The sequence below is a fragment of the Microbacterium sp. CJ77 genome, from assembly GCF_002911615.1.
GTDB lineage: Bacteria > Actinomycetota > Actinomycetes > Actinomycetales > Microbacteriaceae > Microbacterium.
Window position 1 is genome coordinate 180514 of the sequence record NZ_PQBR01000007.1, and the last position, 17417, is coordinate 197930.

The following is a 17417-nucleotide window of genomic DNA, read 5'->3' on the forward strand; positions in this document are numbered from 1 at the left end:
CATCGGCTCGCTTCGAGGACTCCTTCGACCGGTACTCACCCGCCTTCTTGTCCGCGTCGATCCGCTGTTTGCGCTTGCGGTCAAGCTGTCCTCGGTACTGACTTGCGCTCACTCTGTCGTGCTCCTGCCTCGTTTGCCCTCGTGTCATCTACAACGCTAGGCCGCACCACCGACATTTTCCGTTCGCTGGTGCGCACCTCCCCGTCATACGGCACCAGGAGGTCACCATGCCTACGTTCTTCGATTCGACTGCCGACGCCGCCGAGGCGTCCGAAGCCTTGCGCGGCCTCGCGCACGCGAGCCGGGGCTTCCATCAGCCCGCCGAGATGTACGGGGTGATCGGTGATCTGTCCTCGGGCATGCGCTCGCTGCGGCAGGCGCTCGACCAGATCGCCGATGTTCACGAGCGCAAGGCCGCGCACGCGTTCAACGACGCCGGAAGCCACGAGGCAGGCGTGCGGGAGGCGCTCGCTGCTGCGGAAGAGTTGCGTCAGGCCGCGAACCTCGTCGACCGGGCCCACGACCGGCTCGCGGAAGGCTTCATCGCCGCGGGGCGGATCGCCTGGCACCCCGAGCCCGCCGTCGAGGAGGTCATGCCGTCGCGGTGGGTCAGCGTGGTGTTCCTCCAGGGCGAGGAGGCCGACCGGCCGTTGCACATCCTGGGCGAGCTGGGACACGTGGATGCGGTGGACTTCCTCGCGCAGTGGGACTACGGCGACGAGACCACGCAGGCCGCGCTGGAGAACGGGTATGTCTACGACAAGCCCGGCGAGGGCACCAACGATCGGGTTGCGCTCTCGGGCGACTACGCGCTGGTCGTCAACCCGCATATCGGCTACGTCTCGCTGCTGCGCCGCTACACCGAACCAGAGGCCGAGCCCCAGGATGCCGAGCTGGTCGAACCGGCTCCGGTGCAGCCGGGGCCGGAGCTTCTGGTGTCGTACTCGTCGCCGGGCGCTCCGAAGCGAGCCGACCCGCCGACCCCGAAGCGGGATGGGTCGTGGTTCGAGCCGGCCAAGATCACGGCGGTCAAGCAGTCGCGGGGGCTGGTGCGGTGACCGAGGATCGCGCGCGGCTGCATACCGCTGTCCTGGTGGCACCGTCGAAGGAGCGGCGGAAGCTCCGCAAGCAGCGCCGCAAGGCAGAGGCCAGGCTCCACGCCGAGCAGCGAAAGACCGCGCTCGTCGCAGCGAAGGCGAAGGCCGAGGATGAGCGTGCCGAGCGGCGCTCCACGGTCTACTTGCCGAAGGCGGGTGAGCCTGGTGCTGCGCGACTACGCACTCCGGGCCGGTTCCATCTGACGCGGCATCAGGACACGTCGGCGACGCTGGCGGGTGCGTATCCGTTCGTTGCTGAGGGCGGTCTCGGCGCGGATGGCGTGTTCGTCGGTCAGGACCTGTACTCGGGCGGGAGTTTCGTCTACGACCCGTGGGTGCTTTACGCACGCGGCATCATCACCGCACCCAACGTGGTGCTGGCCGGGATCGTCGGTTCCGGCAAGTCCTCGCTGGCCAAGTCGCTCTACACCCGGTCGTTGCCGTTCGGGCGGCGCGTGTACGTGCCCGGCGACCCGAAGGGCGAACACACCGCCGTCGCCAACGCCGTCGGCGGACGTGCCATCGTCCTCGGTCACGGACTCAACACTCGCCTGAATCCGCTCGATGAAGGCCACCGGCCCAGCGGTCTCTCGGATGAGCAATGGGCGTCCACTGTCGCAGCCCGACGGCGTGACCTGATCGGCGCACTCGCGGAGACCGTGCTCGCGCGGGGTTTGTCGCCGTTGGAGCACACCGCGATCGACATCGCCCTGACCCAGACGGTGCGGGAGAACGATGTGCCGATCCTGCCGATGGTCGTTGACCGCATCCTCGCCCCGAGCGCGGATGCCGACGGCCGGTTGGCCGAGGACGGCCGGCTCGTCGGTCACGCGCTGCGTCGCCTGGTGGCAGGTGACCTGGCCGGGCTGTTCGACGGCCCTTCGACGGTCGCGTTCGATCCGTCGTTGCCGATGATCTCGCTCGACCTCTCGCGCGTCACCGAGAACTCGACGCTCATTTCGGTGTTGATGACGTGCTCGTCGGCGTGGATGGAGTCCGCGCTGCTCGACCCGAACGGAGGGCAGCGGTGGGTGATCTACGACGAGGCCTGGCGGCTCATGTCCCATCCCGCGCTGCTGCGGCGGATGGATGCGCACTGGCGACTCGCGCGGCACTACGGGATCGCGAACATGCTGATCTTCCACAAGCTCACCGACCTCGACAACGTGGGCGACCAAGGCTCAGCCATGCGCTCCCTGGCGAACTCACTACTCGCGAACGCGGAAACGCGGATCGTGTACCGGCAGGAGTCCGACCAGCTCGGACCGACCGCGACCGCCCTCGGTCTGACCGGCACGGAGCAGCAGCTCTTGCCGAACCTTGGCGTCGGCCAAGGGCTGTGGCGGATCAAGGCCAGGAGCTTCGTCTGCCAGCACCAACTCCACCCCGACGAACTCGCCCTGTTCGACACCAGCAGCCGCGCCGCAGGAGGACACCGATGAACCTCACCGGCCCGCGCCGATCCACCCCGAACGAAGACGATGCCGCGGCTCCCGTCGAGCTGCCGCACGTCCTCGTCACCGTCGCCGCAGACGGCACCCTCACCGCCACGGTCGATGGAACACCGTTCGCGTCGCCGGACGCGGGCGACTGGACGCGCGCGACGTTCGGGCCGCTCATGGATGCCATCACCAACGACCGCACCATCGCAGTCCGAGTCGAGGTGCGCGAGAACGACGGCAGCGTCTTCACCGACATCCTCCGCACCCGCAAACCCCGACGCGCAGTCGCACCGTCCGAGACCCCTGCGCCGGAGACACGTCGGAGTCGCCACGCCCGACGACTGCCACGTCTGGCGGAAGTCACCGCCGATGGGTTCGTGCCCGGCGAGGATGTCGCCGTCGCGACGATCGTGGCACACACCGACGCCACCGGGACCGGCGAAGCGCGGTCGCTCATCGACCTCGACGAGCTATCGGACGGCACACACGAGGTGGTCCTGTTAGGGCGCATCTCGGGCACGCTCGCGGTGCGGCGGCTGACATGAACCAGCGGCAGGCCGGGGGCATGGGCGACGAACTCACCAACGCCGCCCTCATCGGCCTGATGGGCATGTTCGGGATCGCCCTCGTCCTCCGCGCCGCTGGCAGCGTCACCGCGTTCCTCACCGGCACACCGCAGCCCGACGCCGGCGCAGCGGCGGGGCTTGCCGTGCTGTTCAACCCCGCCGACCCGGCGACCGCGCTCGGTGCCGACGGGCTCAACCCGGTCGTCTACTGGCTCGTCAGCACGGCGCTGCTCGGCGGACTCGCCGCCGGGATCGTCTGGGTCTGGATCGTGCTACGGCGACACACGCGGAAGACAGAGACCGACCCGCACCGACTGGCCGGGATCGCGACCAGCCACGAGGTCAAGACCGCAGCATCCGCCAAGGCGCTACTGCACCGCGCGGCCACGCTGCGACCCTCCTTGGAGTCGCCCGCACCGCAGGATGTCGGCTACCTCCTCGGTGCCAGCCGTGGCACGAAGGTCTGGGCATCGGTCGAAGACTCGATCCTGCTGATCGGCCCGCCCCGCTCAGGCAAGGGCCTGCACGTCGTCATCAACGCGATCCTCGACGCACCCGGCGCGGTCGTGACCACCAGCACGAGGCCCGACAACCTCACCGCGACCCTCCGCGCCCGACGCCGTAAAGGCGGCCCGGTCGCGGTGTTCGACCCTCAACACCTCGCCGCAGGCATCCCGGCTGGGCTGCGCTGGTCGCCCATTCGCGGCTGTGACGATCCGCTGACCGCGATGATCCGCGCTAACGGCCTCGCAGCCGCCACAGGACTCAGCGCCGGAGGGGTCGAGTCCGGCGGGTTCTGGGAAGGCAAAACCCGCACCGCACTCCAAAGCCTGCTGCATGCCGCCGCGCTCGACGGCCGCCAGCCAGCCGAGCTGTTCAGATGGACCCTCGACCCCAGCGCCGCGTCCGAAGCCGTCGCCATCCTCAACTCACACCCGAACGCCGCGATGGGCTGGGACGACTCACTGGCCGCGATGATCGACGCCGACCCCAAGACCCGCGACAGCATCTGGCAAGGCGTCTCCCTCGCCCTCGCCGCCCTCGCAGACCCGCGCGTACTCGATGCCGTCACGCCAGGCCCGCACGAGCACTTCGACCCCGAGACCTTCCTCACCGAACAAGGCACCCTGTACCTGCTCGCCACCGGAGCAGGAGCAGGAGCCTCGGCATCGCTGGTCGCGGCATTCGTCGAAGACCTCATCGAAACCGCCCGCCGACTTGCCGCCCGCTCGCCCGGAGCACGGCTCGACCCGCCGCTACTGCTCGCGCTCGACGAGATCGGGAATCTCGCCCCGCTGCCGTCACTTCCGACGCTCATGGCCGAAGGCGGTGGCACCGGGATCACGACAATGCCGGTCTTGCAGTCCCTCGCACAGGCTCGCGACAGGTGGAGTGAACACCAGGCCGGCGCGATCTGGGACGCTAGCATCGTCAAGATCATCCTCGGCGGCGCATCCAACAGCCGCGACCTCCAAGACCTCTCCACGCTCATCGGAGAGCGCGACGAGTACACCGACAGCGTGACCCTCGGCGACCACGGCACCCGCTCCAACCAGCGCTCGATCCGCCGCGTCCCGATCCTGCCGCCAGACCGCATCCGCACCCTGCCATTCGGCACCGGCATTGCGATGCTGCGCTCCGCGCCGCCCATCGTCACCGACCTCCGCGCCTGGCCGACTCGCCCCGATGCCGCGCAACTCCGCAGCGACCGCGACGAACTCGAAACACTGCTGCGCCACCGCCCCGTCACCTGACGCTGCGTCTGGGTGCCGAAGCGCACCTGCCTGACACAGCGGCCACACACGGCTGGTCGCTCGAGTTCAGGAGGACGCCATCATGGCCATTCGTACCCACCAGTCCATCTCCGGCTTTGTCGCCTCGGACCCGCAGCTCAGCTACACCGACCGCGGCGACGCACGGCTCTACATGAAGGTCGGCATCGAGCACTACCGCAAGGAGCCCGACAACTCCTTCACGCAACTGGAGACGACGTTCCACGACCTCATTGCGTATCGCGGTGCTGCCGAGCAGGGAGCCGAGCGGCTCGCCAAGGGCGACAACATCATCGCCGACGGACGGGTGCGCGACTACTCCTACGAGCGCAACGGCCAGCGGTACGAGGGCGAGGAGTTCATCGCGACGCGCATCGGACACGACCTCGCCCGCACCCGCTACGAGGTGGACCGCAGCGAACGCACTTCCGGCCGAGACGCCGCGGCGTTCACCGGACCTCAGCAGGCCGCGCCGTCCACCGCGGCTGCCATCGGAATGTGAGCGATCCCGCCATGAGCGATCAGTTCCACCCTGAGCACGACGACATGCCACCCGAGGCAGGTCTCGCGTCCCCGCGTTTCGACGTGCCCGAGCCGCCGCATCCGGTCAACTGGAATCTGCTGACCGCCAACGATCTCGAAGCCGAGTTGCTCGAACTGAACCGTTGGGTGGACTGGCTTCGCCACACCTACGGACTTCCGGCCAGCGTCGTTCCGCCCTACTGGCACCGTCACCCCGAGCTCCTCTGGGAACTGTCGGCGCTGCACCTGCACTGGCTGTGCGCATACGACCCCGAGCAGAATGGGTCGGCACCGCTCGGCTGGCACCGCGACTTCGCCGATGCCCGTGCCCGCCTTCGTGATTGGGTGTCGGCCTGCGGTACGCGGCTCGACCGAGACCGCCCGACTCGCCAGACGAGCTGGCCCGGTGAAGACCCCACTCAGCCCATCGAGGACTCACCGATCACGGATCGCGACGAAGACTTCGTTCGGTTCGTGATCGACATGGTGGATGCGCGCCAGGAAGCAGAGGATGCCTTCTTCGCGGGCATCGACCCGGAGACGGGCGAGGTGTGAATCGTGGCGCGCCGCTATGAACGGAAGACCGGGCAGCGTCAACAGAGCGAGCGCGAGCTGACGATCCGCGCCGAGTTCCACGAGCCGCCCGACCTGGACAAGCTCTGCGAGCTGCTGATCCGCCTGGCGCTCCAACAGTCGGGAGCGTGCCGTTCGGAGGGATCGACGCGACCGAAGCGCCCTCGTGCCTCCGCGAGCGCGTCGTCGTAGAATGGAGGCATCCGTCGCGGATGGCGGATGTTGTGGTCCTAGCGCTTCGCCGTCACGGCGAGGCAAAGTAAACGTGGCCGACTCGGCCTAGTCCTACAGCCTTCGGGCTCTTCTCACGATCAACATCCGCTCTCACAAGTCCGCGTCGGCAGGACCAGTGACTGTGGAGAAGAGCCATGACGATCATCGACGCGGACCGAACCGCGATAGACAGCCTCGTAGCGCCCACCCCGTTCCCCGGATCATTCGCCGTCTCCTACCTACGGGTCTCCACGAAGGAGCAGGCGGAGAAGGGCGGCCAGGCGGAGGGCTTCTCGATCCCGGCCCAGCGCGAGGCGAACCAGCGCAAGGCCGACCAGCTCGGAGCAACGATCATCGAGGAGTTCGTCGACGCGGGCGAGTCCGCGCGCAAGGCCGACCGGCCCGAACTGATGCGGATGATCCAGTACGTCGCGAAGCACAAGACGAACTACTGCATCGTCCACAAGGTCGACCGGCTCGCCCGCAACCGAGCCGACGACGTGACCATCCACCTCGCCCTCAAGGACGCCGGCGTCACGCTGGTGTCGGCCACGGAGAACATCGACGAGACCCCGTCCGGGATGCTGCTGCACGGCATCATGTCCTCGATCGCGGAGTTCTACTCCCGCAACCTCGCCACCGAGGTCGTCAAGGGTCTGTCGCAGAAGGCCGCGCAGGGCGGCACCGTGACGAAGGCACCCATCGGCTACCGCAACGTCGGCGTGCGCGACGAGTTCGGGCGGGAAGTACGCACCGTCGAGATCGACGAGGAGCGAGCCCCGTTGGTGCGGTGGGCGTTCCAGGTGTTCGCATCCGGCGACTGGACGACGAGCCAGCTTCACCAGGAGCTCGTAGCGCGCGGGCTCACGACAGCGGCGTCGCCGCGGCGACCGTCCCGACCCATCGGGAAGTCGTCGGTGCATCGGATGCTGACGAACCCGTACTACAAGGGCAGCGTCCGCTACCAGGGCGTGACCTATGCCGGAGCGCACGAGGCCATCGTCCCCAACGAGGTGTGGGACCAGGTGCAGACCGTGCTCGGCACGCACCGCTCGGCAGCAGATGCAACGCAAGTCCACGAGCACTACTTGAAGGGGACGGTGTTCTGCGGCCAGTGCGGCTCGCGGCTACTGGTGTGCAACGCCAAGAGCAGCCAGGGCACGATCTACCCGTACTTCGTGTGCGCGAGCAGGCATGGTGGCAGAGGCGACTGCACCCGGCAGGCGATGCTCATCGAGCAGGTCGAACGGCTCATCGAGCGCTTCTATGCCAAGGTGCAGCTCGATCCCGAGACGACGCAGGCGGTCTCGGCGATGATCCATGCCCGGTTCGACGAGATGATGGCCGAAGGAGCCGCCGAACTTGCCGACCTCGCGTCCCGGAGAACCCAACTCGAAGGCGAGCAGCAGAAGTTGCTGCAAGCCCACTACGCCGGAGCCATCCCGCTCGACCTGCTCAAGAAGGAGCAGGACCGGATCACCGCGTCGTTGGAGACCATCGAGCACCGGATCACCGCTCACCACGGCCACTATGCCGACGCGCGGGCGAACCTCGACGACTCGCTGAAACTGCTGTCCAACGCAGCCGACCTCTACGAGCACGCCGACGACGCGAACCGCCGACTGTGCAACCAAGCACTGTTCAGGGCGATCTACATCGACGAGGACAACGACGTGCGCGTCGGCTACCGGAACCCGTATGACGGACTGAGCCTCTCCGGCCTCCACGCCGACGCCCTGAGCTGGGCCGCCGAGGCGAAGAAAATGGGCCAGGCGCGAACCGCGACCAAGGGTGGCCCCTTGGTCGCAAGTTCACACCTGACCCGTTTGGGGTGAGTAACGGGACTTGAACCCGCGGCCCCCTGGACCACAACCAGGTGCTCTACCAACTGAGCTATACCCACCATGTACCCACATCTGCGGGCAACCCACCAATTGTATTACACGCCCGGGGCGAACGCGGACACGGCGGCGGAGGCGGCGGCCCGTGCGCCGTCGCTGGTGGGCCCGGGCTGCGGCACGAAGACTGCCTGCCGGTAGTAGGCCAGTTCGCGGATCGATTCGCGAATGTCGGCCAAGGCACGGTGACCGCCATCCTTCGCGGGTGCGTGGATGTAGGCGCGGGGGTACCAGCGGCGCGCGAGCTCTTTGATGCTGGACACATCGACGCTGCGGTAGTGCAGGAAACGATCGAGCCGCGGCATGTACTTGGCGAGAAAGGCCCGGTCGGTGCCGATCGTGTTGCCCGCGAGGGGCGCCTTGCCCTCGGTGGCGAAGCGCTGAACGTACTCGAGTGCGAGGAACTCGGCCTCGGCGACGCTCACCCCGTCGGGGATCTCGTCGAGTAGACCGGAACTCTGATGCATCCCCGTGACGAAGTCGTTCATATGCTCGAGCGCAGAGGGGTCGGGCTTGATGACGATCTGGAATCCCGGGTCGAGCACGCGGAGCTCGAAGTCGGTGACGACGACCGCGATCTCGACGAGTTCGTCCTGGTCGAGGTCGAGTCCCGTCATCTCGCAGTCGATCCAAACGAGCCGGTCGTTCTCGTGCGCTGACATTTCGTCATCTTATCCATGGGTATGGACCGTCTCCGCGTCCTCGGCGGCGAGGCGATAACCTGAATGGGCGCCCTCGTAGCTCAATGGATAGAGCATCGGCCTTCTAATCCGACGGTTACTGGTTCGAGTCCAGTCGGGGGCACCCGGGCAGAGGGTGCACGATGCCGGTGCCCGTGAGGCTCGCCCTTCCATTGTGAAGCTCGACCAGAGGGTGGTGTCGGGCCGCGCGCGGGCGTAACGTCGTGGGTGTCGGAAGGAGCTCGATGATGAGTCAGGCGACAACAACGCGCACGATCTGGGTGGCGTTCGGTGCATCCGGCGTGGTCGGCACGATCCGCAAGGATGTCGACGGATACACGGTCACGATGGCCGGGGCCGAGGCATCTGCCGGTGTCTATCCGTCGATGGATGTCGCGAAGTCCGCGCTCTACGCGAGAATGCGGCCGGGGAGCGACTGGCCGCGCTTCCAGGAGCACTGACCCAACCGAAGTCATGTCCGCCCGATGCGGACCGCACCTCGGGTGTCGAACACGCGCAGCGCCGCGTGGCTCGCGGGGCCGATCGACAGCGCGTAGACGACGGTTCCCACGCCGACCGTTCCGCCGAGAGCCCAGCCGATCGTCAGGACCGTGATCTCGACGGCGGTACGGGCAAACCACAGCGGCCATCCCCAGCGCCCCGAAATACCGGTCATCAGGCCGTCGCGAGGTCCTGCGCCGAAGCGCGCCCCGATGTAGAGGCCGCCCGCGACACCGACGAGCGCCACGCCGGCGAGGAGCATCCCGCTCGCCTGAAGCAGATTCTCCGGCGTCGGCACGAGCGGCAGCGCGAACTGGAGTGCCGTGCCGACGACGAGGATGTTCGCGACGGTTCCGACTCCCGGCTTCTGATGCAGGGGAATCCAGAGGGCCAGGACAGCAAGTCCGATGATGTTCGTCATCCAGCCGAGCCCGATGCCCGTTCGGAGCGCCAGTCCTTCGGCAAGAACCGTCCAGGGGTCGACCCCGAGTCCGGCCACCACCACGACAGCGACCCCGACGCCGTAGAGAATCAGGCCGATCATCAGCTGGGTGACACGGCGCACCCCGAGGGGCATCGGCGACGCCGATGAGTCGTGTGGCCCGGTCGACGTGCGCGAGGGTCGGCCGGTAGACAAGAACATGAGTGGGAGCCAATCGGAAGATTGGACTTTTCGGTAGAGTCCAATCCTCGTAAAGTGGATGGATGGCTGACTCTCGACTCTCTTCGCGCGCGCTCGTTCAGTTGCTCGGCGAGTGGCGGGACAGTGCCCCCGCATACCGGGGGCTCGCGGATGCCGTCCGCATGTTGTGCCTCGACCGCCGCATCGCGCCGGGTACCGCTCTGCCCGCCGAGCGCGACCTCGCGATGCGTCTCTCGCTGAGCCGGACCACGGTCGCCGCGGCCTATCGGGATCTTCGCGAGTCCGGCCACATCGCGAGCTTGCGAGGGTCGGGCAGCGTCGTCCGCGCGGTCGGCCCGATTGCGGATGTCCCCGAACCGGGTGATGAAGACACGATCGACTTGCACCGCGCGAGTCCCGCGGCATGGCCCGGTCTGAGTTCACTTTTCGTCGAGGCGGCTTCGGATGCTCCGCGCTGGGTCGGCCGCTCGGGCTACGACCTGGTGGGCGCCGTCCAGCTCCGCACCGCGATCGCCGACCGCTACGCCGCGCAGGGGCTTCCGACCATTCCCGACCAGATCGTCGTCACGACGGGCGCGCAGAGCGCCATCTCTCTCGTGACCGATGTGATCGTGCGCCGCGGGGATCGTGTCGCGATCGAGACGCCGACGTATCCCCACGCCGCGGATGCCCTTCGCGAGGCGGGCGCGCGGCTCGTCGCGATTCCCGTGGATGCGGCGTATGGATGGGATCTCGAGCGCGCCGATCACGTGCTGCGGCGCGCGGCACCGAGCATGGCGTACCTGATGCCGGACTTCCAGAACCCGACTGGAGCGACGATGGACGAGCACGCACGTCGCCTGCTCGCCGAATCCGCGGCGGACGCCGGGGCCATGGTTCTCGTGGACGAGACGACGGCCGACCTCGACATCGACCGGCCCCGTGACAGCGTGCCGTTCGGTGTCGGACTAGGGCCGGCGGTGCAGCGCAACATCGTCACCATCGGGTCGCTGGGCAAGACCGTGTGGGGCGGCCTGCGGATCGGATGGATCCGCGCGGACCTGGACCTTGTGCCGAGACTTATCGCCGCCCGACCGCGGAGAGAGCTGGGCACCCCCGAACTGGAACAGCAAGTCGCGATCCTCGCGTTCGAGCGTCTGCCCGAGATCCTCGTACAGCGAGCGCAGCTTCTGCGGGTCGGGCGCGACACGCTGGTCCGTTCACTCGCCGAAGCCCTTCCCGAGTGGACGGTGCCGACCGTGCACGGCGGAGTGTCGCTCTGGGTCGGGCTTGGTGCACCCGTCAGTTCGCCACTGGCCCTCGCGGTTCGCAGCCGCGGCCTCATCCTCTCTTCCGGTCCCCGTTTCGGTGTGGATGGCGGGCACGAACGCCACATGCGCATCCCGTTCACCGCGCCGGTGACGGAGCTCGAGCGAGCGGTGCAGATCCTCGCCGAGGCTTGGCCCGAAGCGCGTGACCGCGGGCGCCCCGTGACGGAGACCGTGTTGGCCGCGGTCGTCTGATCGGCGCCGACCCGCGCGCCACTGTCGTGGACGCTCGCCACATCGTCGGACCGCTCAGCCGTTGCGCAGCGCGCTGACTGCTTCGTCGACGGTCCAGAACTCGCCGACGGTGCGGAACCCGCCGACGCCGTCGCGATAGCGGCGCGCCGCCCATCGCGAGCCGAGCGCATGATCGCGGTGCTGTAGATGACCGATGATGCGCCCCGTCATGTCGACGACACGCCAGAGCGTCGGGCCGACGGGGATCAGGTGTACCCGAAGTCCGGACGAGGGCGCCGGGGGCGGGACAGCGGGGTGAAGCGTCTGCGTGGTTCGGGTCGCGTCGGTTCGCAAGACGGTTCGCGTGTCGGTGGGCACGGCGTCGGTCATGGTGGGAACTCCCTTCTGCAACGAATTTATGTTCGACGTCCGACATTCGCCCGAGGTGTTCCCTCCAGTCCGTGGCCCGTCCTCCCCATCCGCGACCGCGAGGAACTTCTCCCCGGAAGGCGGCCCTGTCTCGTCCGGCGTCGCGTCCGCACAGCAGGCTGGGAGCAGAGGGCACCGTGCCCTCCGCGGGGAGGGCGAACTCCCCTACGAAAGGAGTCGGGTCATGAGCGACCACATCACGATCGTCGGCAACATAGCGGGGGATCCGCGGCACACGCACACCCCATCGGGGATCCCGATCACGATGTTCCGCGTCGCGAGCTCTCCGCGACGATTCGATCGCACCGCCGAGAAATGGGTGGACGGCGAAACCAACTGGTACTCCGTGTCGGCGTTTCGCGCCCTGGCCCTCAACGCGGCCGCATCGCTTCAGCGCGGCGAGCGCGTCATCGTGAGCGGTCGGTTGCGGATTCGCAACTGGGACAAGGGCGACCGCAGTGGGACGACCGCCGAAATCGACGCAGAAGCGATCGGTCATGATCTGCTGTGGGGAACGTCGCGCTTCGAGCGGTCCGGCGCGCGCGACGCGGCACCCGCCGCATCGAATTCCGGCCCGGCGGAACAAGCGGGGTGGTACGCGCCTGGCACGCAGGGCGGATCCGTCGGAGCGGGAGCGGGGCTGGCAGGCGAGGAATCGGTGGGCGACGAGGCGCTCATCGCCCGCGACCGCGAACAGGAGCCGGTTCCCTTCTGACTATTCGGCTGCGTTCCTCCGACACGCCGCGGCATTGGTGACACGCTGCGGCACTCGCGGCACAGTGCAGCACTCGGGACACGGTGCAGCACTCGCGACACAGTGCGGCACTCGCGACACGGTGCGGCACTCGCGACACGGTGAAGCGCTGGTGATGGCCCCGGTGCTGGGACGTCGAGCGGTCCAGCAGGCGTGCTTGCGTCCGAAGGCGGGAGGATCGGGGGAGCGGCCCAGAGGATCGGCGTAGGCACGTGCGAGGTCGGCCCGGCGCCCGCGCTTAGACTTTGCTCGTGCAGCCGCGTCGATCCTTCCTCGTCATCGGCGGCGGACTCACCACGGTCGTCGCTGCGCTCGTGCTCGCGGCGTGTGCGCAGGCCCCGAAGCCGGAGGACGTCCCGACGTCGGCCGTCCCCAGCGCGTCGGTGTCCGCGTCGCCGACACCCACGACGCCTCCGGCTCCGGCCCTGCATCCCGACGGGACGGCCGACGAGAACCTGCCCTACTTCGCGCTCGTGACCCAGCAGGTCTGGGCAGGCCCCGAGCGCATGGCGGGACGCGCCTACATAGACGCGCTCGTGGCGGCGGGGTTCGACAAGAGTCGGATGCAGGTGACGCGAGACCAGACCGCGATCGGCAACGCGGCAGATAGCATCCAGTTCTCGGTGGTTTGGGATGACCAGTGTCTGATCGGCCAGGCGGGAGCCGCGTTTCCCGAACCGGCCACTGTCGTGCTGCCGATCCTTGAGGGTGGCACGTGCCTCATCGGCGATACGCGCCCGATCGATTGGTGAGAGCGCCGCTGGTGAGAGCACCGCTGGTGAGAACGCCGCTCGTGAGAGCGCAGCGGTGAGAGCGTCACTGTCGAGGGCGCGCCCGCGCCGCCACACACCTTCGCGCTGAGCGCGGGCGTCGGCGCGGAGCGCAAGACGCAGCGCTGACCGAGGGGCGCACCGCCCGTAGACTGGACGGGACATGGCTGAATATATCTACCAGATGGTGCGCGCCCGCAAAGCGGTCGGCGACAAGGTAATCCTCGACGACGTCACGATGGCGTTCCTCCCCGGTGCGAAGATCGGCGTGGTGGGCCCCAACGGCGCCGGTAAGTCCACGATCCTCAAGATCATGGCTGGGCTCGACCAGCCATCCAACGGTGAGGCACGGCTGTCGGCCGGCTTCAGCGTCGGGATCCTGATGCAGGAGCCCGAGCTCGACGAAGACAAGACCGTGCTCGAGAACGTGCAGCAGGGCGTCGGGCCGATCAAGGCCCAGCTCGACCGGTTCAACGAGATCTCGGGCCTGATGGCCGATCCCGATGCCGACTTCGATGCGCTGCTCGCCGAGATGGGAACCCTGCAAGAAGCCATCGACGCCGCCGACGCATGGGACCTCGACTCCCAGCTCGAGCAGGCCATGGATGCTCTCCGCACACCACCGTCCGAAGCACTCGTCTCGAACCTGTCCGGTGGCGAGAAGCGCCGCGTCGCACTCTGCAAGCTGCTGCTGCAGAAGCCCGACCTGCTCCTTCTCGACGAGCCCACCAACCACCTCGACGCCGAGAGCGTGCAGTGGCTCGAACAGCACCTGGCCAAATACCCCGGTGCCGTCCTCGCCGTGACACACGACCGGTACTTCCTCGACCACGTCGCGGAATGGATCTGCGAGGTCGACCGAGGCCGCCTCTACCCGTACGAGGGCAACTACTCGACCTATCTCGAGAAGAAGCAGGAACGTCTGCAGGTCCAGGGCAAGAAGGACGCCAAGCTCGCGAAGCGTCTGGCCAGCGAACTCGAATGGGTCCGCAGCAACGCCAAGGGGCGCCAGACGAAGTCCAAGTCGCGTCTCGCTCGTTACGAAGAGATGGCCGCCGAAGCCGATCGCGCCCGCAAGTTGGACTTCGATGAGATCGTCATCCCGCCGGGACCGCGACTCGGGCAGATCGTGCTCGAGGCGAAGAACCTCCAGAAGGGCTTCGACGGCCGCAGCCTGATCGACGGCCTGAGCTTCTCACTGCCGCGGAACGGCATCGTCGGAATCATCGGCCCGAACGGTGTCGGAAAGACGACGCTCTTCAAGACGATCGTCGGTCTCGAACCGCTCGACGGGGGTGAGCTCAAGGTCGGTGAGACCGTCGAGATCTCTTACGTCGACCAGACCCGTGGCGGGATCGACCCGAACAAGTCGCTCTGGGAAGTCGTGAGCGACGGCCTCGACTGGATCCAGGTCGGCAAGGTCGAGATCCCCTCGCGCGCCTATGTGTCGCAGTTCGGCTTCAAGGGCCCCGACCAGCAGAAGAAGGCCGGTGTGCTCTCCGGTGGTGAGCGCAACCGCCTGAACCTCGCGCTCACCCTGAAGCAGGGTGGCAACCTGCTGCTGCTCGACGAACCGACCAACGACCTGGACGTCGAGACGCTCGGCAGCCTCGAGAACGCTCTGCTCGAGTTCCCCGGCTGCGCCGTGGTCATCACGCACGACCGGTGGTTCCTCGACCGGATCGCCACGCACATCCTCTCCTACGAAGGCACGGAAGAGGACCCCGACAAGTGGTACTGGTTCGAGGGCAACTTCGAGGCGTACGAAGAGAACAAGATCGAACGCCTCGGCCCCGACGCGCTGAACCGGTCGAGCTCGACGTACCGCAAGCTCACGCGTGACTGACATCGACGCGAGCGCGGGCCGCAAACGGCTGCACGTCCCGATGCCGCTCCGCTGGGGAGACCTCGACGCGTTCAACCACGTCAACAACACCTCGATGCTCAAGCTGCTCGAAGAGGCACGCATCCGCGCGTTCTGGCGCGCGAACGGCCAGGATGGTCAGGATGCTCCGGCCACCGCGGTACTCGATTCGGGCATCGAGCACGGTGTGCTCTCATTGATCGCCCGCCAAGAGATCGAGTACCTGCGACCGGTGCCGTACCAGCGCCGACCGCTGGACGTGCAGCTGTGGTTCGGTCGCATCGGTGGCTCGAGCATCGAGATCTGCTACGAGGTGTACAGCCCTCTCGACGTTGACTCTCAAGACGTCGAACCTCAGGAGTTGTATGCCCGTTCCACGGCGGTGCTCGTGCTTGTCGATGCCGAGACCGGCCGACCGCGGCGGCTCACGGACGAACAGCGCGCGGCCTGGACGCCATTGCTCGACGATCCGATCGTCTACGCGCGCCGAGGCTGACGCAGACGAGCCCGGCTTCTCCCTGTGGCGAGCTCAGGGAGCGCGTTTTCGCTCAGGTTTCTTGCGTCGGCTCAGGGAGCGTGGGCTCGGTCGCTGAGCCTGTCGCAGCGGTGAGTCAGGGCTCGGCCGGGACCCGGATGACGATCTCTTGCGCACATGTCGCCACGAGGAGCCCGTCGCGTGTGTAGATGCGCCCGGTCGCGAGTCCTCGGCCGCTGCTCGCACTCGGCGATTCCTGCACGTACAGCAACCACTCGTCGACGCGGGCGCGTCGATGCCACCAGAGTGCAGAATCCAGGCTCGCGATCTTGATGCCGGGCCGCGTCCACGCGATTCCGTGGGCGCGCAGGACCGACTCCTGAATCGTGTGGTCGGAGATGTAGGCGAGCGCCGCGCGGTGCAGCGCGGGGTCATCCGGCAGTCGTCGACGAATCCTCACCCACGCGGAGTTCTGAGGCCGTGCGTCGGGATCCGCCTGCGCATAGATCGCGGGCAGGACGTGCCGTACCTCGACCGGGCGATCCGTCAGCATTCGCGTCGACATCGGATGAACCAGGTCGGCGCCGGGCGGAAACTCGGTCAGTGATTCCGGTTCTGGAACGCCCTCGGGCATCGGGGTGGCGTGTTCGAGCCCGGCGTCGGGCGTCTGGAACGATGCGATCATCGAGAAGATCGGCTCGCCCTCCTGAAATGCCTGGATGCGGCGGGCAGAGAACGACCGTGCATCGTTGATGCGATCGACAGAGAAGGTGATGGGCCTGAGCGAGTCGCCCGGCCGCAGAAAATAGCCGTGCAGGGAGTGCGCGACCCGCTCTTCGGGAACCGTGCGCTGCGCGGCGATCACGGCCTGACCGAGCACCTGCCCGCCGAAGACGCGGCCGCCGGGCATCGGCTCCGATTGCCCGACGAAGATGTCCTCGGTCGTCCGGGCCTCGCCGCCGCGCAGCGACATGACGCTCAGGAAGCGGTCGACCGGGTCGCCGGTGGATGGTGCGGTAACGGCGGGATCGGTCACGAGAAGTCCTCCGGCGGCCGGGGCGCCGCCACGTTGATAGCTTAGAGGGGATGCCGCAGACCCTCAGATTCCCCGACTACGAGGCGCGCGACGACTTCCTCACCTTTGCGTCTCGTGCCTCTCGCCTGAGCGACCCCGAGGTGCGGCTCGAGGCATCCGGCGGCAAACTCGCGATGTGGGCGCCGATTCTGGTGCCGCGCGGTCTGCTCGACCGGACGCCGACGATCCTCGCGCTGCGCGCGCTCCCGGTCGATCCCGAACTCGTGTGTGATCTCGTGGTCACGGCGTCGAGCGTCACGGCAGACGGGGCCGACGCAACGGCGGCTCAGCTGCCCCCGACAGCCGTGCGCGCCACGTGGGCGGGCATCTCGGCCCCGCGCGGCGGATGGACGCCCGTGCGAACGATCGAGAGCGCGGATGTCGCGGCTCGTGCACACGAGGGGATGGCCCGGGTCGCCGAGCTCGTGCCGACCGACGCGGGCGCCGAGGCTATCCAGCGCGTCCGTTCGTCCGTCTGGGGCGAACCTGTCGAAGCCTGGGCGGGCGTTCCGCTCGGCGCGGGTTTCGCCGCCGTCGCGCTCGGCTTCATCGTGGGATCCGAACAGGTGCAGCTGCTCTCGTCGGGCGCATGGGCTCGACTGAGTTTCGCGCGCGGCCACGTTCTGGTGCGCGGCGCGACGCTCGCCGTCTGACGAAGCAGC

At 67.8% G+C, this 17417-nt stretch carries 19 protein-coding genes and 2 tRNA genes; 16 read left to right on the forward strand and 5 right to left on the reverse strand.

Features of this window, described 5'->3' with window-relative positions; translation table 11 throughout:
- Positions 1 to 227: 227 nt before the first annotated feature.
- From C2868_RS06755 to C2868_RS06790, 8 genes are all read left to right on the forward strand, one after another.
- Positions 228 to 1058 carry a hypothetical protein gene (locus tag C2868_RS06755; RefSeq protein WP_100810812.1) on the forward strand — a complete coding sequence of 277 codons (831 nt, stop codon included), beginning with the start codon at positions 228 to 230 and terminating at the stop codon, positions 1056 to 1058.
- Entirely contained in the window at positions 1055 to 2539 is a 1485-nt protein-coding gene (locus tag C2868_RS06760) for an ATP-binding protein (protein WP_100810811.1), read from the forward strand. The genes C2868_RS06755 and C2868_RS06760 overlap by 4 nt, the downstream gene beginning before the upstream one ends.
- Positions 2536 to 3084, forward strand: coding sequence for a hypothetical protein (locus C2868_RS06765; RefSeq protein WP_100810810.1), 549 nt, complete (start codon positions 2536 to 2538; stop codon positions 3082 to 3084). Before C2868_RS06760 ends, C2868_RS06765 begins: the two co-directional genes overlap by 4 nt.
- Positions 3081 to 4859, forward strand: coding sequence for a type IV secretory system conjugative DNA transfer family protein (locus C2868_RS06770; protein ID WP_100810809.1), 1779 nt, complete (start codon positions 3081 to 3083; stop codon positions 4857 to 4859). The genes C2868_RS06765 and C2868_RS06770 overlap by 4 nt, the downstream gene beginning before the upstream one ends.
- Before the next feature lie 82 nt (positions 4860 to 4941).
- Complete coding sequence (locus C2868_RS06775) at positions 4942 to 5379, forward strand: single-stranded DNA-binding protein (RefSeq protein ID WP_026926260.1); 438 nt, start codon at positions 4942 to 4944, stop codon at positions 5377 to 5379.
- 11 nt (positions 5380 to 5390) lie between these two features.
- Positions 5391 to 5954 carry a hypothetical protein gene (locus C2868_RS06780; protein WP_374935762.1) on the forward strand — a complete coding sequence of 188 codons (564 nt, stop codon included), beginning with the start codon at positions 5391 to 5393 and terminating at the stop codon, positions 5952 to 5954.
- A gap of 3 nt (positions 5955 to 5957) precedes the next feature.
- The gene (locus C2868_RS06785; protein WP_026926258.1) at positions 5958 to 6164 is read left to right on the forward strand and encodes a hypothetical protein; all 207 of its coding nucleotides are present in this window, start codon (positions 5958 to 5960) and stop codon (positions 6162 to 6164) included.
- Positions 6165 to 6340: 176 nt separating this feature from the next.
- On the forward strand, positions 6341 to 8020 hold the full coding sequence (locus tag C2868_RS06790) for a recombinase family protein (protein WP_026926257.1): 1680 nt from the start codon (positions 6341 to 6343) through the stop codon (positions 8018 to 8020).
- Here C2868_RS06790 and C2868_RS06795 read toward each other — a convergent pair.
- A tRNA-His gene (locus C2868_RS06795) sits at positions 8013 to 8088 on the reverse strand. The genes C2868_RS06790 and C2868_RS06795 overlap by 8 nt on opposite strands.
- 36 nt (positions 8089 to 8124) lie before the next feature.
- A complete protein-coding gene (gene orn / locus C2868_RS06800; protein ID WP_100810808.1) occupies positions 8125 to 8745 on the reverse strand; it encodes an oligoribonuclease in 621 nt (206 codons plus the stop codon).
- Positions 8746 to 8814: 69 nt separating this feature from the next.
- Between orn and C2868_RS06805 the strand changes: the two genes are divergently transcribed.
- Positions 8815 to 8887 (forward strand) — tRNA-Arg (locus C2868_RS06805).
- Between the two features lie 124 nt (positions 8888 to 9011).
- Positions 9012 to 9224: a methyltransferase gene (locus tag C2868_RS06810; RefSeq protein WP_100811332.1), complete on the forward strand. Its 213-nt coding sequence runs from the start codon at positions 9012 to 9014 to the stop codon at positions 9222 to 9224.
- A gap of 11 nt (positions 9225 to 9235) precedes the next feature.
- Here the strand turns inward: C2868_RS06810 and C2868_RS06815 are convergent, their stop codons facing one another.
- Positions 9236 to 9841, reverse strand: coding sequence for a YitT family protein (locus tag C2868_RS06815; RefSeq protein ID WP_100810807.1), 606 nt, complete (start codon positions 9839 to 9841; stop codon positions 9236 to 9238).
- 128 nt (positions 9842 to 9969) lie between these two features.
- On the opposite strand from C2868_RS06815, the gene C2868_RS06820 reads away from it, so the two are divergent.
- Complete coding sequence (locus C2868_RS06820) at positions 9970 to 11409, forward strand: PLP-dependent aminotransferase family protein (RefSeq protein WP_100810806.1); 1440 nt, start codon at positions 9970 to 9972, stop codon at positions 11407 to 11409.
- Positions 11410 to 11463: 54 nt separating this feature from the next.
- Here C2868_RS06820 and C2868_RS06825 read toward each other — a convergent pair whose 3' ends face one another.
- Positions 11464 to 11778 carry a hypothetical protein gene (locus C2868_RS06825; RefSeq protein ID WP_100810805.1) on the reverse strand — a complete coding sequence of 105 codons (315 nt, stop codon included), beginning with the start codon at positions 11776 to 11778 and terminating at the stop codon, positions 11464 to 11466.
- A 223-nt stretch (positions 11779 to 12001) separates the two neighbouring features.
- Between C2868_RS06825 and ssb the strand changes: the two genes are divergently transcribed.
- The 4 genes from ssb (at position 12002) to C2868_RS06845 (ending at position 15701) form a co-directional block, all read left to right on the forward strand.
- Positions 12002 to 12532 carry a single-stranded DNA-binding protein gene (gene ssb / locus C2868_RS06830; RefSeq protein WP_100810804.1) on the forward strand — a complete coding sequence of 177 codons (531 nt, stop codon included), beginning with the start codon at positions 12002 to 12004 and terminating at the stop codon, positions 12530 to 12532.
- Positions 12533 to 12822: 290 nt separating this feature from the next.
- Complete coding sequence (locus C2868_RS06835) at positions 12823 to 13323, forward strand: DUF6993 domain-containing protein (protein WP_100811331.1); 501 nt, start codon at positions 12823 to 12825, stop codon at positions 13321 to 13323.
- A gap of 181 nt (positions 13324 to 13504) precedes the next feature.
- Positions 13505 to 15187, forward strand: coding sequence for an energy-dependent translational throttle protein EttA (ettA, locus tag C2868_RS06840; RefSeq protein ID WP_100810803.1), 1683 nt, complete (start codon positions 13505 to 13507; stop codon positions 15185 to 15187).
- 40 nt (positions 15188 to 15227) lie between these two features.
- The gene (locus tag C2868_RS06845) at positions 15228 to 15701 is read left to right on the forward strand and encodes a thioesterase family protein (RefSeq protein ID WP_100811330.1); all 474 of its coding nucleotides are present in this window, start codon (positions 15228 to 15230) and stop codon (positions 15699 to 15701) included.
- 115 nt (positions 15702 to 15816) lie between these two features.
- Here C2868_RS06845 and C2868_RS06850 read toward each other — a convergent pair whose 3' ends face one another.
- Positions 15817 to 16653 (reverse strand): acyl-CoA thioesterase II, encoded by an 837-nt coding sequence (locus tag C2868_RS06850; RefSeq protein WP_100811329.1) that lies wholly within the window; start codon positions 16651 to 16653, stop codon positions 15817 to 15819.
- Between the two features lie 113 nt (positions 16654 to 16766).
- Between C2868_RS06850 and C2868_RS06855 the strand changes: the two genes are divergently transcribed.
- A complete protein-coding gene (locus tag C2868_RS06855; RefSeq protein WP_100810802.1) occupies positions 16767 to 17408 on the forward strand; it encodes a hypothetical protein in 642 nt (213 codons plus the stop codon).
- Positions 17409 to 17417: the final 9 nt, after the last annotated feature.